The organism is Streptomyces sp. NPDC042638 (assembly GCF_040647235.1).
Lineage (GTDB): Bacteria > Actinomycetota > Actinomycetes > Streptomycetales > Streptomycetaceae > Streptomyces > Streptomyces rameus.
Genome location: NZ_JBEZBT010000021.1, coordinates 88,265 through 102,306, shown reverse-complemented (window position 1 = coordinate 102,306; position 14,042 = coordinate 88,265). Strand labels below are relative to the sequence as shown.

General features: G+C 71.2%; 15 protein-coding genes. 5 read left to right on the top strand and 10 right to left on the bottom strand.

What is annotated here, in order from left to right:
- Positions 1-54 precede the first annotated feature (54 nt).
- Positions 55-798 carry a hypothetical protein gene (locus AB0B40_RS19155; RefSeq protein WP_362264620.1) on the bottom strand — a complete coding sequence of 248 codons (744 nt, stop codon included), beginning with the start codon at positions 796-798 and terminating at the stop codon, positions 55-57.
- A gap of 320 nt (positions 799-1,118) precedes the next feature.
- Between AB0B40_RS19155 and recA the strand changes: the two genes are divergently transcribed.
- The gene (gene recA, locus AB0B40_RS19150) at positions 1,119-2,249 is read left to right on the top strand and encodes a recombinase RecA (protein WP_345057007.1); all 1,131 of its coding nucleotides are present in this window, start codon (positions 1,119-1,121) and stop codon (positions 2,247-2,249) included.
- Between the two features lie 3 nt (positions 2,250-2,252).
- Positions 2,253-3,032 (top strand): recombination regulator RecX, encoded by a 780-nt coding sequence (recX, locus tag AB0B40_RS19145; RefSeq protein ID WP_345057005.1) that lies wholly within the window; start codon positions 2,253-2,255, stop codon positions 3,030-3,032.
- Between the two features lie 323 nt (positions 3,033-3,355).
- On the opposite strand, the gene AB0B40_RS19140 is transcribed toward recX, so the two are convergent.
- The 8 genes from AB0B40_RS19140 to AB0B40_RS19105 all read right to left on the bottom strand — a co-directional run bounded on the left by AB0B40_RS19140 (position 3,356) and on the right by AB0B40_RS19105 (position 9,876).
- A complete protein-coding gene (locus AB0B40_RS19140) occupies positions 3,356-3,823 on the bottom strand; it encodes a rhodanese-like domain-containing protein (protein WP_362264618.1) in 468 nt (155 codons plus the stop codon).
- Positions 3,820-4,368 (bottom strand): cysteine dioxygenase, encoded by a 549-nt coding sequence (locus tag AB0B40_RS19135; RefSeq protein ID WP_362264617.1) that lies wholly within the window; start codon positions 4,366-4,368, stop codon positions 3,820-3,822. Before AB0B40_RS19135 ends, AB0B40_RS19140 begins: the two co-directional genes overlap by 4 nt.
- Positions 4,369-4,432: 64 nt before the next feature.
- Positions 4,433-4,504, bottom strand: a complete 72-nt coding sequence (locus AB0B40_RS19130) for a putative leader peptide (RefSeq protein ID WP_309544753.1) — start codon at positions 4,502-4,504, stop codon at positions 4,433-4,435.
- Positions 4,505-4,653: 149 nt separating this feature from the next.
- On the bottom strand, positions 4,654-6,321 hold the full coding sequence (locus AB0B40_RS19125) for an FAD-dependent monooxygenase (RefSeq protein WP_362264615.1): 1,668 nt from the start codon (positions 6,319-6,321) through the stop codon (positions 4,654-4,656).
- A 176-nt stretch (positions 6,322-6,497) separates the two neighbouring features.
- A complete protein-coding gene (locus AB0B40_RS19120; RefSeq protein WP_362264613.1) occupies positions 6,498-7,460 on the bottom strand; it encodes an amino acid ABC transporter permease in 963 nt (320 codons plus the stop codon).
- On the bottom strand, positions 7,457-8,125 hold the full coding sequence (locus AB0B40_RS19115) for an amino acid ABC transporter permease (protein ID WP_345056995.1): 669 nt from the start codon (positions 8,123-8,125) through the stop codon (positions 7,457-7,459). Before AB0B40_RS19115 ends, AB0B40_RS19120 begins: the two co-directional genes overlap by 4 nt.
- Before the next feature lie 75 nt (positions 8,126-8,200).
- Positions 8,201-9,031, bottom strand: a complete 831-nt coding sequence (locus AB0B40_RS19110) for a glutamate ABC transporter substrate-binding protein (RefSeq protein ID WP_345056993.1) — start codon at positions 9,029-9,031, stop codon at positions 8,201-8,203.
- A gap of 68 nt (positions 9,032-9,099) precedes the next feature.
- The gene (locus AB0B40_RS19105; RefSeq protein ID WP_161333374.1) at positions 9,100-9,876 is read right to left on the bottom strand and encodes an amino acid ABC transporter ATP-binding protein; all 777 of its coding nucleotides are present in this window, start codon (positions 9,874-9,876) and stop codon (positions 9,100-9,102) included.
- Between the two features lie 296 nt (positions 9,877-10,172).
- Between AB0B40_RS19105 and AB0B40_RS19100 the strand changes: the two genes are divergently transcribed.
- Both AB0B40_RS19100 and AB0B40_RS19095 read left to right on the top strand, forming a co-directional pair.
- Positions 10,173-10,862 carry a response regulator transcription factor gene (locus AB0B40_RS19100; RefSeq protein ID WP_345056990.1) on the top strand — a complete coding sequence of 230 codons (690 nt, stop codon included), beginning with the start codon at positions 10,173-10,175 and terminating at the stop codon, positions 10,860-10,862.
- A 9-nt stretch (positions 10,863-10,871) separates the two neighbouring features.
- The gene (locus AB0B40_RS19095) at positions 10,872-12,299 is read left to right on the top strand and encodes a HAMP domain-containing sensor histidine kinase (protein WP_345056988.1); all 1,428 of its coding nucleotides are present in this window, start codon (positions 10,872-10,874) and stop codon (positions 12,297-12,299) included.
- Positions 12,300-12,496: 197 nt separating this feature from the next.
- Here the strand turns inward: AB0B40_RS19095 and AB0B40_RS19090 are convergent, their stop codons facing one another.
- Positions 12,497-13,495 carry a TAXI family TRAP transporter solute-binding subunit gene (locus AB0B40_RS19090; RefSeq protein ID WP_345056986.1) on the bottom strand — a complete coding sequence of 333 codons (999 nt, stop codon included), beginning with the start codon at positions 13,493-13,495 and terminating at the stop codon, positions 12,497-12,499.
- 132 nt (positions 13,496-13,627) lie between these two features.
- Between AB0B40_RS19090 and AB0B40_RS19085 the strand changes: the two genes are divergently transcribed.
- Positions 13,628-14,035: a MazG nucleotide pyrophosphohydrolase domain-containing protein gene (locus AB0B40_RS19085; protein ID WP_345056984.1), complete on the top strand. Its 408-nt coding sequence runs from the start codon at positions 13,628-13,630 to the stop codon at positions 14,033-14,035.
- Positions 14,036-14,042: the final 7 nt, after the last annotated feature.

Below are 14,042 nucleotides of genomic sequence, written 5' to 3'. Positions count from 1 at the left end.
GTGGAGGGGCCAGGCGCGACAGCGCCTCCTCAGTACGTCCGCGACAGCGCCTCCTCAGTACGTCACCGTCGCCCACACCGCGGCCACGGCAACGGCCGCCGTGCAGCAGCCGGCCGCGGCGGCCACGATCCGCCGGCGCGCCTTCTCGCTCCAGGGCGTACGGGACAGCGCCCAGGCCAGCAGGGGCAGCACGAGCACGGCATGCAGGCTCACGCCGTGCAGCGGCTTGAGCGGTGCCGTCGAGTGGTAAGCGGCCTCCTGGTGCCCGGTCCGCGTCAGGACGACCCCGCGCGCGATCATCGCCGCCCCGGAGGCGAGGGCCACCAGCAGGAGCGCGAAACCGCAACGCACGGCCAACGGCATGCTGGCCGGCCCCGTCGGCCGGTGCCGGAAGGACGCGACGGCGAAGACGGTGAGCAGGACGACCAGGACGGCGCCGCCCACCGCGAGCGCCATGGACACCGCCGAGTCGAAGGACGTCTCCATGTTCAGGTGCGAGGGCACCCGTCGCCACGCCTGGAGGGTGATGCCGGCCACCTCCACCACGCAGTCGGCGGCGAGGACGAGCAGCAGGGCCGAGCGCAGCCGGTCACCGGTCCGCAGGTACGACGTGACCCAGGTGAGCGCGATCAGCGTCACCCCGAACGAGAGCCCGAACGTGACGGGCTTGCGCCAGGAGACAGGGCCGTCCCACGGGCCGCCGTCGACCGCGAACACCACGAGGTGGACGAGACCCGACAGGACGAGCAGCAGACCCGTGGTGTGACAGAGGCGTTCGACGGCGCGCGGATTCTTCATGGCCCCAGGCTTGCGGGCGCGGCCGGCGTGGTCGTCGTCCGGCCGGAGACACCCGAGGTACGCCACCGGGAGCAGACCGGCCCGCTGTCAGGGCGGTCCCGGAAGGCCCGGCTCGCTCCGCGTGGTGCGCTTGACACAAAAATCGAACATCCATTCTCATGGAGGCTCAGGCGAGGCTTTCGGTTGGGGATTTCGCCCCGATTCGCGGGGGATGTCCCCCGGTTATCCACAGGCTGGGCCTGCGTCGGGGCGCATTGTCAGTGGCAGGCGTTAGCGTCTTTGACGTGAAGCGATCGACTCAAGCAAACCGGGTGGAACCCATGGCAGGAACCGACCGCGAGAAGGCGCTCGACGCCGCGCTCGCACAGATTGAACGGCAATTCGGCAAGGGTGCCGTCATGCGCCTCGGCGAGCGGCCGAACGAGCCCATCGAGGTCATCCCCACCGGGTCGACCGCCCTTGACGTCGCCCTTGGTGTCGGCGGCCTGCCGCGCGGCCGCGTCGTGGAGGTGTACGGCCCGGAGTCCTCCGGCAAGACGACCCTGACCCTGCACGCGGTGGCGAACGCGCAGAAGGCCGGCGGCCAGGTCGCCTTCGTCGACGCGGAGCACGCCCTGGACCCCGAGTACGCGAAGAAGCTCGGCGTCGACATCGACAACCTCATCCTCTCCCAGCCCGACAACGGCGAGCAGGCCCTGGAGATCGTGGACATGCTGGTCCGCTCCGGTGCCCTCGACCTGATCGTCATCGACTCCGTGGCCGCGCTCGTCCCGCGCGCGGAGATCGAGGGCGAGATGGGCGACAGCCACGTGGGTCTGCAGGCCCGTCTGATGAGCCAGGCGCTGCGGAAGATCACCAGTGCGCTCAACCAGTCCAAGACCACCGCGATCTTCATCAACCAGCTCCGCGAGAAGATCGGCGTGATGTTCGGCTCCCCGGAGACCACGACCGGTGGCCGTGCCCTGAAGTTCTACGCCTCGGTGCGCATCGACATCCGCCGCATCGAGACCCTGAAGGACGGCACGGAGGCGGTCGGCAACCGCACCCGTTGCAAGGTCGTCAAGAACAAGGTCGCGCCGCCCTTCAAGCAGGCCGAGTTCGACATCCTCTACGGCCAGGGCATCAGCCGCGAGGGCGGTCTGATCGACATGGGCGTGGAGCACGGCTTCGTGCGCAAGGCAGGCGCCTGGTACACGTACGAGGGCGACCAGCTCGGCCAGGGCAAGGAGAACGCGCGGAACTTCCTCAAGGACAACCCCGACCTGGCCAACGAGATCGAGAAGAAGATCAAGGAGAAGCTGGGCGTGGGGGTCCGGCCGGAGGAGCCCGCCACCGAGCCGGGAGCCGACGCGGCGGTCACCACCGCGGGGACCGAGGACTCCGGCAAGGCGGCGCCCGCCCCGGCAGCCGCCAAGGTCACCAAGCCCAAGGCCGCCACAGCCAAGAGCTGACCCGTGACACGACGAACCGACTGGGCCGAGTACGAGTACGCCACGCCCGGTGCCCCGTGGGGAAAGGGCACCGGGGGCCACCCGGACCCCGCCCCGGAGAGTGGCGACGGACACCGGGACGGGGAGTACGGCGAGCGTGCCGACCAGCATCACGGGCGTGACGAACCCGGCGCGCGAGGCCGGGGACGCGGGCGCGGCCGACGACGGCGCGGTTTCGGGGACGCGCCCGGCGAGGACGAAGGCGCCCCTCCCTCGGCGAGGGACGAGCGGGGGGAGTCTTCAGGGGACCCGGCTGAGCGGGCCCGGGCGATCTGCCTGCGCCTGCTCACCGGGACCCCGCGCACCCGCAAGCAGCTCGCGGACGCCCTGCGCAAGCGGGAGATCCCCGAGGACGTGGCCGAGGAGGTGCTGTCCCGGTTCGAGGAGGTCGGGCTCATCGACGACGGCGCCTTCGCGGAGGCCTGGGTGGAGTCCCGGCATCATGGGCGAGGACTGGCCCGCCGCGCCCTCGCCCGGGAACTGCGTACCAAGGGAGTCGACTCGGCGCTGATCGAGGACGCTGTCGCCCAGCTCGACTCCGAGCAGGAGGAGGCGACCGCCCGCGAACTCGTCGCCCGCAAGCTGCGTGCCACCCATGGCCTCGACCGCGACAAGCGGCTCCGCCGGCTCGCGGGCATGCTCGCCCGCAAGGGCTACCCCGAGGGCCTGGCCCTCCGCGTCGTCCGCCAGGCCCTGGAGGAAGAGGGCGAGGAAACGGACTTCCTGGGGGACGGGGACTTCTGAAGGCTCCGAGATCTGGAGGCCCCGAGAGCTGACGGCCCCGAGAGCTGGCGGCCCCGGGAGAGGCTGGAGAAACGGGACTTCTGACGGTCCTGGTCGCGGGGCCTTTGACGGGCCACCACAGTGCTCTCACCTGCCCGCACGGGCGAGTCGGTACGCGCGCCCCGGGCCCCGGCCCACACGCCGGCCGGAGGCCGGCCGCGCACACAGGACCCGCGCACACACAGGCTCCGATGTGCCCGGCACTGATCACCGCCTGGCAGGAGCCAAGCGCTGAACCCCTGCACGTGCAGGGCTTCAGCGCTTGGCTCGCTTCCGCGGGTGCCTCAGCGTGTCACCGGCTCCACCGGCTCCACCGGCTCCACCGGCTCCACCGGCAGCCCTTCCGCCCGCCATGCCTGGAAGCCGCCCACCAGGTCCGTCGCGCGGTGCAGGCCCAGCTGGTGGAGGGAGACGGCGGCGAGGCTGGAGGCGTAACCCTCGTTGCAGATCACCACGGCACGCAGGTCGTGCCCGGTCGCCTGGGGAAGGCGGTGGCTGCCCTGCGGATCGAGGCGCCACTCCAGTTCGTTGCGCTCGACCACGACGGCGCCGGGGATGAGTCCGTCCCGCTCGCGCAGGGCCGCGTACCGGATGTCGACCAGCAGCGCCTGGCCGGACAGCGCCGCCTCGTGCGCCTCCCGGGCCTCGACGCGCCGGTAGCCCGCCCGGACCCGCTCCAGCAACTCGTCGATGCCGAGCGGACGTCCGCCGGTCACGCCGGTCACCGCCGACGGCTCTCTGATGCCGCTCACTGCCAGTCCTCCGGGCGTTCGACCTGCTCCAGGCGCAGTACCTGGCCCGTGCGACTGTAGCGGCGGATCCGGGGCAACGGCGGGTAGTAGGCGTGGACGGAGATCGCGTGGCGGTCGCGGGACTCGTTGAGGACCTCGTGCACATGGTGGCGGCCGAAGGCGCGGCCCTCGCCGGCCGGCAGCCGGCGTTCGCGGTCCACGCCCTCGGTGAGTTCCAGGGTCTTCCAGCCGTCCGTGGGCAGCCGGGCGGCGAGCGAGTACTCCTTGAGTTCTCCCAAAGCGGTGAGGAAGGCGCCGACGGAGTCGGCGTGGTCGTGCCAGCCGGTGCCCGTACCGGGCGGCCAGCCGATCAGCCAGGCCTCGCTGCCGCCGGGGCCTTGCAGCCGTACCCAGGTGCGGCCCTCCGGGTCGAGCGGCAGGGCGGCGATCAGCTCGGTATCGGCCGCCGTGCGGCGGACGAAGTCGAGGAGGTCCGCCTGGGTGGGCGTCGAGCCGGCGGCGGACACGGGCGAGGACAGGGAAGGTGAGGGGACAGACACAGGCACCGTCCTGATGAGCGTTCGCGGAAACGGGCGCGCGACGGCGCCCGGTGAGGAGAGGGAGGCGAATTCAGCAGGACGGACGACACACGCAGCCCGCGTAGCGGACGAGGTCCATATGGACCCTCCGCCACAGGCGCACACAGGTGTCGGTCACGATCCGGAGTACAGCATGCCGACGTACCCCGGTCAACCGAGTGTCACCACGCGGACGGGGGCGTAGGGAGCCTTTTCAGGGTGCGCGGGAGCCCGAGCCGCGCGGTCCCGGTCCTGGACGCCTCGCGTGCTCCTTCAGCGCGCGGCGGAGCCGGCCTCGGCCGTCGTCGCCGATGCCGTAGTCGCCGTCGTCGCCGTCGTCTCCCTCCGCTCCTCCCGGTGCTGCTGTTCCCGCGCCGCACCGCCCAGTGCGGCCTCCGCCGCCGCGTACAGGTCGGCCGGGCGCACCCCGCTCAACGCGGTGACCAGGTGGCCGTCGGGACGTACGAGCAGCACGCTGTGCGCCGGGGCGCCCGGGTAGCTCTCGGCGACCAGCAGCTCGGCGGGGTGCGGCAGCGCGGTCACGGCCGCCGCGAGCCGGGGCATGACCCCGGCGGACACCCAGTGCTTGCGGTCCCAGACCCCCGTACCGGGAGCGATCAGGACGACGAGCAGCGCGCCGCGGCCGAGCCGGTCGCGCAGCTGGACGAAGGACCCGTCCTCCGCCGTGACCCGGACGTCGGTCACCGGTGCCCCGGGCTCGGTGCCGACGGGGATGACCGCCTCCAGGTGCCGGGGCGCGAGCGGCGAGTCCGCGTACGTCCCGGACGCGCCCAGCGGACCGCGGCCCAGGTGACCGTCCGCGAGCAGCGTGTCGTGGCCGCGGGTCGCGCCCGGGACGATGTTGCGCAGCCCGCCCCCGCCGCGCAGGACCGGCAGCGCCTGGTCGGCGGCGCGCAGCCGGGCGGCGACCACGGCGCGCCGCTCGGTCTGGTAGCTGTCCAGCAGGGCCTCGTACGGGCCGTGGTGCCAGGCCGTGGCGAGCTTCCAGGCGAGGTTGTCGGCGTCCCGCAGGCCCTCCTCGAGACCCTGGGTGCCGAGCGCGCCGAGCAGGTGGGCCGCGTCTCCGGCGAGGAAGACCCGGCCGGCGCGCCACCGGCGGGCCAGCCGGTGGTGCACCGTGTGGACACCGGTGTCGAGCAGCTCGTACGTCGGTGTGGCGCTGTCCGTCCAGCCCGCGAGGGTCTCGCGGATCCGGGCCACCAGGAGCTCGGGCGTGACCAGGTCCTTGCCCGGCGGCAGCAGCCAGTCCAGGCGCCAGACGCCGTCCGGGAGGGGGCGGGCGGTCACCTCCCCGGCCGAGGGCCCGGACGACCGCCACGGCGGCATCCGGTGGAGCAACGTCTGGCCCTCCCAGGGAAGTTCCGCGCGCAGAGCGGCGACCGCGTGCCGCTCCACCGCCGTACGGCCCGGGAAGCGGATGTCCTGGAGCTTGCGGACGGTCGAGCGGGGCCCGTCGCAGCCGACCAGGTAACTGCCCCGCCACCAGGTGCCCTTGGGACCACGGGTGTGCGCGGTGACGCCGAAACGCTCCTGCTCGACGGCGTCCAGGCGGCTGTCGACGGCCACCTTCACCAGCGGCTCGTCGGCGAGGGCCGCGCGCAGGGCGTTGGTGATGACGTACTGCGCGATGTGCAGCGGGGCGGCGAGGCCGGCCGCGTCGAAGGCGACCTCGCTCACCACCTGCTTGCGCCGCAAGGACCGCCATCCGGCCCAGCGCACACCGTGCTCCCCCAGGGCGACGCCGGTCAGCCGCTCCAGCAGGGCGGCCGTGTCCTCGCGCAGGACGACCGTGCGTGCCGGGCGGGGCTCGTCCTTGCCGGGGCCCTCGTCCAGGACGACGGCGGGCACGTTCTGACGGGCCAGCAGCAGGGCGAGCGTCAGTCCCACGGGCCCCGCTCCGACGATGATCACCGGGTCCATGACGCGGCGCCCCCTGCCCGTGACGATGCCCTGACGGGGACAAGTGAACAGGAAGGCGGAGCGGGGTGCACGATCACAGAACGTATGCAACCCATTGGCAGAGTTTGCGTCAAGCGAACGGAGGCAGTGGCGATCACGCCACTGCCCCCGGGTGCCTCATGTCACCTGAATGAGCGTCAGTCCTTGTGGACACCCCTCTGACCACCGCCGCCGACGAAGGGACCGCTGAGGTCCACGCCACCGCCAGTGCCCCCGGCCCCGGTCGCCGCCGTGCCGGCGATGTCCGCGACGTCCTGGGCGCCGAGCACGGCGCCGGTCGACTTCTTGCGCCGCCGCAGCCGGCCCTCGAGCCAGCCCGCGAACGAGGTGAGGGAGAAGTTGATGATCCAGTAGATCGCGGCCACCACCGTGAAGGAGGCGATGGTGTTGGCGCCGTAGTAGCCGCTCATGGTGTTCGCCGAGGCGAGCAGCTCGGGGAAGGTCAGGACGGCGCCGCCGAGCGCGGTGTCCTTCACGATGACCACCAGCTGGCTGACGATCGCCGGGAGCATCGCGGTGACGGCCTGCGGCAGCAGGATGAGCCGCATCACCTGGCCCTTGCGCAGACCGATGGCCATGGCCGCCTCGCCCTGGCCCTTGGGGAGGGAGAGGATGCCCGCGCGCACGATCTCGGCGAGCACCGACGCGTTGTACAGCGCCAGGCCGGTCACGACCGCGTAGAGCGGCCGGTCGTCCGAATTCACGTTGGTGTACTGGGCGTAGAGCGCCAACCCGAAGATCATCAGGACCAGTACGGGGATCGCGCGGAAGAACTCCACGACGACCGCCGCCGGTACTCGCACCCACACGTGGTCCGAGAGCCGGGCGATACCGAGGACGGCACCCAGCGGCAACGCGATGACCATCGCCAGGGCCGCCGCCTTGAGGGTGTTCTGCAGGCCGGGCCATATGTACGTCGAGTACGCCTCGGAGCCGCTGAAGAACGGCTTCCACAGCACCCAGTCCAGCTGGTTCTTCTCGTCGAGGGCCTTGTACACCCACCAGAGGAGGGCCGCGAGCGCGGCTATGAAGAGCGCCGTGAGGAGCAGGTTGCGCCGTTTGGCGCGCGGCCCCTGGGCGTCGTAGAGGAGCGAACTCATCGCTTCACCGCCACCTTCTTGCCCACCCAGCCGAGGATCAGGCCGGTCGGCAGGGTCAGGCAGCAGAAGCCGAAGGCGATGACCGCGGAGATCAGCAGCAGCTGAGCCTCCTTCTCGACCATGTCCTTCATCAGCAGCGCCGCCTCGGCGACGCCGATGGCGGCCGCCACCGTCGTGTTCTTCGTCAACGCGATCAGCACGTTGGTCAGGGGCAGGACGGCCGCCCGGAACGCCTGCGGCAGGACGACCAGGAACAGCACCTGGGTGAAGCTCAGGCCGATGGCCCGCGCGGCCTCCGCCTGGCCGACCGGCACGGTGTTGATGCCCGCGCGGATCGCCTCGCACACGAAGGCGGACGTGTAGACGATCAGTCCGAGCACCGCCAGCCGGAAGTTGGCCGTGTCCACGATGTCGCCGGCGCCCAGGCTGATGCCCAGCGTGTTGTAGAGGCCGAGCGAGGCGAACAGGATGATCACCGTGAGCGGGATGTTCCGCACGATGTTCACGTAGGCGGTGCCGAAACCGCGCATCAGCGGTACGGGGCTCACCCGCATGGCGGCCAGCAGGGTGCCCCAGACCAGGGAGCCCACGGCGGACAGCAGCGTCAGCTGCACTGTCGTCCAGAAGGCGCCCAGTACGTCGTAACCGTCAAGAAAGTCGAACACGATCTCCCGCGCTTTCGCGTGTAGGGATGCCCGGACGCGCCGCCCTCACGGACGGCGCGCCCGCCGGGCGTTGCCTCAGCTCTTGATGTCGCCGATCTTCGGGGCGGGCTCGTTCTTGTAGCCGGCCGGGCCGAAGTTCTTCTTCACGGCGGCGTCCCACGAACCGTCGGAGACCATCGCCTCGAGCGCCTTGTTGATCTTGGCCTTGAGGTCGCTGCCCTTCTTGACACCGATGCCGTAGTTCTCGTTGGTCATCTTCAGGCCGCCGAGCTTGAACTTGCCCTTGAACTGCGACTGGGAGGCGTAACCGGCGAGGATCGAGTCGTCCGTGGTGAGCGCGTCGATCGCCTTGTTCTGCAGGCCGGTCAGGCAGGCGGAGTACGTCGGGTACTTCTGGAGCTGCGCCTTGGGGGCGAGCTTGTCCTTGACGTTCTGCGCCGAGGTCGAGCCGGTGACCGAGCACAGCTTCGCCTTGTTGAGGTCGGCCGCCGACTTGATCGAGTTGTCGTCCGCGCGGACCAGCACGTCCTGGTGGGCCAGCAGGTACGGACCGGCGAAGTCGACCAGCTTCTGGCGCTCCGGCGTGATCGAGTAGGAGGCGGCGATGAAGTCGACGTCACCGCGCTTGAGCATGGTCTCGCGGTCGGCGCTCTTCGACTCCTTCCACTCGATCTGGTCGGCGCTGTAACCGAGCTTCTTGGCGACATAGGTGGCCACGTCGACGTCGAAGCCCGAGTAGCCCTGCGGGGTCTTCTGGCCGATGCCCGGCTGGTCGAACTTGATGCCGACGGCGATCGTCTTGCCGTTGCCGGAGCCCTTGTCGTCCTTGCTGCCGCCGCACGCGGTGGCGGTCACGGAGAGGGCGAGGAGGACGGCCGAGGCGGCGGTGACCTTGCGGAGCTTCATGCTGAACATCCTTTGGGTGGTGAGGAACGAGGTCCCTTGAGGCAGGTGACGCGAGCGGGGCCGGGCCGTCAGTGGTGCAGGATCTTGGACAGGAAGTCCTTGGCCCGGTCGCTGCGCGGGTTGCTGAAGAACTGGTCGGGCGCAGCCTGTTCGACGATCCGGCCGTCCGCCATGAAAACCACACGATTTGCAGCCGATCGTGCGAAGCCCATCTCGTGCGTGACGACGATCATCGTCATGCCCTCGCGCGCGAGCTGTTGCATGACTTCCAGGACCTCGTTGATCATCTCGGGGTCGAGGGCGGAGGTCGGCTCGTCGAAGAGCATGACCTTCGGGCCCATCGCCAGCGCCCGGGCGATCGCGACGCGTTGCTGCTGGCCGCCGGAGAGCTGGGCGGGGTACTTGTCGGCCTGGGTGCCCACCCCGACCCGGTCCAGCAGGGCCCGCGCCTTCTCCTCGGCCTGCTTCTTGTCCGCCTTGCGGACCTTGACCTGGCCCAGCATCACGTTCTCGAGCACGGTCTTGTGCGCGAAGAGGTTGAACGACTGGAACACCATCCCGACGTCCGCCCGCAGCCGGGCGAGCTCCCGGCCCTCGTGCGGCAGGGGCTTGCCGTCGATCGTGATGGCGCCCGAATCGATCGTCTCCAGCCGGTTGATGGTGCGGCACAGCGTCGACTTCCCGGACCCGGAGGGCCCGATGACCACGACGACCTCGCCGCGGGCGATCGTCAGGTCGATGTCCTGGAGCACGTGCAACGCGCCGAAGTGCTTGTTGACGCTCTTCAGGACGACCAGTTCGTCGGACGTGGCCACGTCTTCCTTGGCCACCGATACTTTGGTCATCGCTCTCGGGCTCCGTCCTCCTCGGGTTTCCGAGGACAGTAGTGAGGGGCTGTGACCTGCGTCATCACATCTGAGGGGAATCTGAGCATCACGATCCGGTAGCAGTCGGACACAAGTCGTAGTACTGGCCGCCGGTGCGCGTATCGGGCGGGTAACGGAAGTGACGGGCAACCCGAACCCTCTTGACGCCGTCCTTATCCATCGGCGTCACTGCCATGGTGCACGCGCGTGTGCACGTGATCTACACGACCGACGGAAACCGAGACCGTACGACCGCTGAACCGGAGGGGGCCGGGATGAGACTGCTGCTCGTCGAGGACGACAACCACGTCGCCGCGGCCCTGTCGGCCGTCCTCGCACGGCACGGCTTCCAGGTGACCCACGCGCGCAGCGGCGAGGAGGCGCTCCAGGCGCTCGTCCCCGAGGGCGACGGTTTCGGCGTCGTCCTGCTCGACCTCGGCCTGCCCGACCAGGACGGATACGAGGTCTGCGGAAAGATCCGCAAGCGCACCAGCACCCCGGTGATCATGGTCACCGCGCGCGCCGACGTCCGCTCCCGCATCCACGGGCTCAACCTGGGCGCCGACGACTACGTCGTCAAGCCGTACGACACCGGGGAACTGCTCGCCCGGATCCACGCCGTCAGCCGGCGCACCGTCCCCGAGGACCACCCGGCCGAAGGATCGGGCGCCGCCCTGCTCCTCGGCCCCGTCCGCATCGAACTGCCCACCCGCCAGGTCAGCGTCGCCGGCGCGGTGGTCCAGCTGACCCGCAAGGAGTTCGATCTCCTCGCCCTGCTCGCCCAGCGGCCCGGAGTGGTCTTCCGGCGGGAACAGATCATCAGTGAGGTCTGGCGCACCAGTTGGGAGGGCACCGGCCGCACCCTGGAGGTGCACGTCGCCTCCCTGCGCGCCAAACTGCGCCTGCCCGCGCTGATCGAGACCGTACGCGGCGTCGGCTACCGGCTCGTCGCCCCGGCCGCCTAGCGGGGACGGGTGCGCACACGCCTCCTGCCGCTGCTCACCGTCCTGCTGGCGGCCGTCCTGCTCGCGCTCGGCATCCCGCTCGCCGGCAGCGTGGCCGCCGCCCGGCAGCAGCAGGTCGTCGTCGACCGGATCGACGACACGGCGCGCTTCGCGGCGCTCGCCCAGTTCGTCACCGACGGGCCCAGCGGGTCGCGTCGCACCACCACGGACGAGCGCTGGGAGACCCTGCGCAGGGAACTGGACAGCTACTACGGCGTCTACGGCATCCGTGCCGGTGTCTTCTACCGCAACGGTTCGGCGATGGCCAATGCACCCGGCGACTGGTTCGTACCGCCGACGGGGGAGGTGCGCCAGGCCTTCGACGAGGCACTGCTCAGCCGGCGCAGCCATGACCCGCCGCAGGCGTGGCCCTGGCAGCGCAGCAGGCTCGTCGTCGCCTCGCCGGTGATCCGGGACGGGGACGTCGTCGCGGTCGTGGTCACCGACTCACCCACCGGGCAGCTGCGTTCCCGCATTCTGCGCGGCTGGCTGTTCATCGGTGCCGGCGAGATCGCGGCCATGCTGCTCGCCGTCGGCGCGGCGCTGCGGCTGACCGGCTGGGTGCTCAGGCCGGTCCGCGTCCTGGACGCCACCACCCATGACATCGCCACCGGGCGCCTGAAGTCCCGGGTCGCGGCCGCCGGGGGGCCGCCGGAACTCAGACGGCTGGCCCGTTCGTTCAACGAGATGGCGGACAACGTCGAGGCCGTGCTGGAGCAGCAGCGCGCCTTCGTCGCCGACGCCTCGCACCAGCTGCGCAACCCGCTCGCGGCGCTGCTGCTGCGTATCGAGCTGCTCGCCCTCGAACTCCCCGAGGGCAACGCGGAGATCGCCTCTGTCCGCACCGAGGGCAAGCGCCTCGGGCAGGTCCTGGACGACCTGCTCGACCTGGCACTGGCCGAGCACGCCGAGGCCGACCTCCAGCTCGCCGACATCGGGGCGCTGACCGAGGAGCGGGTGGCCTCCTGGGCACCGACCGCCCGGGCCAAGGGCGTCCGGCTGACCGGCGACTGCCCCCCGACCACCGCCTGGGCCGACCCGATCGCCCTGTCCAGCGCCCTGGACGCGCTCATCGACAACGCCGTGAAGTTCACCCCCGAGGACGGCACGGTCGAGGTCACCGTCTCCGCCGACGGCGACGCCAGCACGGTCGTCGTCACGGACACCGGCCCCGGCCTCACCGACGAGGAACTCGCGCGCGTGGGCGACCGTTTCTGGCGCAGCGGCCGGCACCAGAACGTGAAGGGCTCGGGCCTCGGCCTGTCCATCAGCCGCGCCCTGCTCGCGGCGGGCGGCGGCTCGATCGACTACGCCCACCACGAGCCGCGGGGCCTGCGGGTGACGGTCACGCTGCCACGGCACGGGGAGACCACCGGGGGTTCCGCGAGCCTCTCCTGAGGCGGCGCCCGTGCCCCTTTGCCGGGTCCCCTGAAGCGGCCCAGCCCCTTTCGCCGGTCCGCCGTGCGGGGTCGCCGCGCTTTTCCCGGATCTCCCTCCGGGCTTTCTCCCGACCCCTTTCGCCGCCGGGCCTCGGGTCTCTCCGGGCCGCCCCGGGCCCGGGTCCTTCGGACCTTGTCCGGGGCCCCGGGCGACACCTACGGCTTCATCGACCGGTAGTAGCGCCGGGCGCCCTCCTGCAAGGGCAGCGGGTCCGTGTAGATGGCGGTGCGCAGGTCGACCAGCTGGGCGGAGTGGACGTGTCTGCCGATGCCGTCCCGGCTGTCGATCACGGTACGGGTCACCCACTCGGTGAGCCGTGGGTCCACGTCCGTACGGGTCATCAGCACGTTGGACACGGAGATCGTCGGCACCGGCAGGCCCTGCTGCACGGCCGGGTAGGCCGACTCGGGGATGTTGGTGGCCCGGTAGTAGCGCGACTCCTCGCCCTGGTCGTGCAGCCGGGTGACGAGGTCGTCGCCGATCGGCACGAACTGGAAGGCACCCTCCTTCGCCAGTGCGACCAGCCCCCGCGTGGGCAGGCCGCCGGACCAGAAGAAGGCGTCGATCTTCCCCTGCTGAAGCTGCGCGGGCCCGGTGTCGATGCCGCCCGCGACCGCGGTGAGGTCCTTCCGCGGGTCCATGCCCGCGGCCCGCAGCACCCGTTCGGCTATCAGCCGTACTCCGGAATCAGGCAGTCCGGTCGCCACCCGCTTGTGCCGCAGGTCCGCGACGCTCCTGATGTCCGAGCCGCGGGGCACGATGAGATGTACGTAGTCGTCGTAGAGCCGGGCCACACCGCGCAGCCGGTCGGCGCCGCGCCCGTGCCGCAGCTCGTACGTCGCCACCGCGTCGGCCGCCGCGATGGTGAAGTCGGCCTGCCCGGTAGCCACCCGCTCGACGTTCTCCTGGGAGCCGGCGCTGTTGAGCAGCTTCACCTTCAGGCCCGGCATGTCCTTGCCCATCTCGGTGCGCAGGCGCTCGCCGTACTCCTGATAGACCCCGCGGGGCGTACCGGTGCTGAACACGATCGTCCCGCTCGGCGGCTTCTCGCCCAGGGGCAGCAGCCACCACAGCAGCAGCCCGAGGGCCACGACACCGACGGCCGCGCCCTGCAGCGCTCGGCGCCTGCTGAACCGGGGGAACACCTTGGACATGCGGCGATCCTGCCAGGCGAGGCGCGCCGCTGACCAGGGTCGGGGACACTCCGGGGCCGACCGCGGTCAGGGTGCCCCCATGGCGGGCCGCGCTCGGCGGGCGTTGTCAGTGGTGGCCGTTAGAGTCGCCGCATGAGCACTTCGCCCGCCCGCCTCGTCCACGAGTTCCACCGTGCCTTCGGCCTCGACGCCCGCAGCACGCCGACCGAGGTGGACCCCGAACTGGCCGCCCACCGTGGCGAACTGCTCGCCGAGGAAGCCGCGGAGGTCGCCGAGGTCGCGGTGGACGGCCCGCTGGACCGGCTCGCGCACGAACTGGCCGACGTGGTGTACGTGGCCTACGGCACGGCCCTGGTGCACGGCATCGACCTGGACGAGGTGATCGCCGAGATCCACCGCGCCAACATGAGCAAGATCGGCCCGGACGGGACCATCGCCCGCCGGGCCGACGGCAAGGTGCTCAAGGGGGAGCACTACCGGGCGCCGGAGGTGTCCGCCGTGCTGCGCCGCCAGGGCTGGATACCGGACGGCACGGCCTGACACCCGT

Bases quoted from the DNA above. Each gene is read 5' to 3' on its own strand.
- AB0B40_RS19110 (WP_345056993.1), bottom strand. From the start codon at position 9,031: ATGAAGCTCCGCAAGGTCACCGCCGCCTCGGCCGTCCTCCTCGCCCTC.
- AB0B40_RS19090 (WP_345056986.1), bottom strand. From the start codon at position 13,495: ATGTCCAAGGTGTTCCCCCGGTTCAGCAGGCGCCGAGCGCTGCAGGGC.
- AB0B40_RS19120 (WP_362264613.1), bottom strand. From the start codon at position 7,460: ATGAGTTCGCTCCTCTACGACGCCCAGGGGCCGCGCGCCAAACGGCGC.
- AB0B40_RS19085 (WP_345056984.1), top strand. From the start codon at position 13,628: ATGAGCACTTCGCCCGCCCGCCTCGTCCACGAGTTCCACCGTGCCTTC.
- AB0B40_RS19155 (WP_362264620.1), bottom strand. From the start codon at position 798: ATGAAGAATCCGCGCGCCGTCGAACGCCTCTGTCACACCACGGGTCTG.
- AB0B40_RS19125 (WP_362264615.1), bottom strand. From the start codon at position 6,321: ATGGACCCGGTGATCATCGTCGGAGCGGGGCCCGTGGGACTGACGCTC.
- AB0B40_RS19105 (WP_161333374.1), bottom strand. From the start codon at position 9,876: ATGACCAAAGTATCGGTGGCCAAGGAAGACGTGGCCACGTCCGACGAA.
- AB0B40_RS19100 (WP_345056990.1), top strand. From the start codon at position 10,173: ATGAGACTGCTGCTCGTCGAGGACGACAACCACGTCGCCGCGGCCCTG.
- recA (WP_345057007.1), top strand. From the start codon at position 1,119: ATGGCAGGAACCGACCGCGAGAAGGCGCTCGACGCCGCGCTCGCACAG.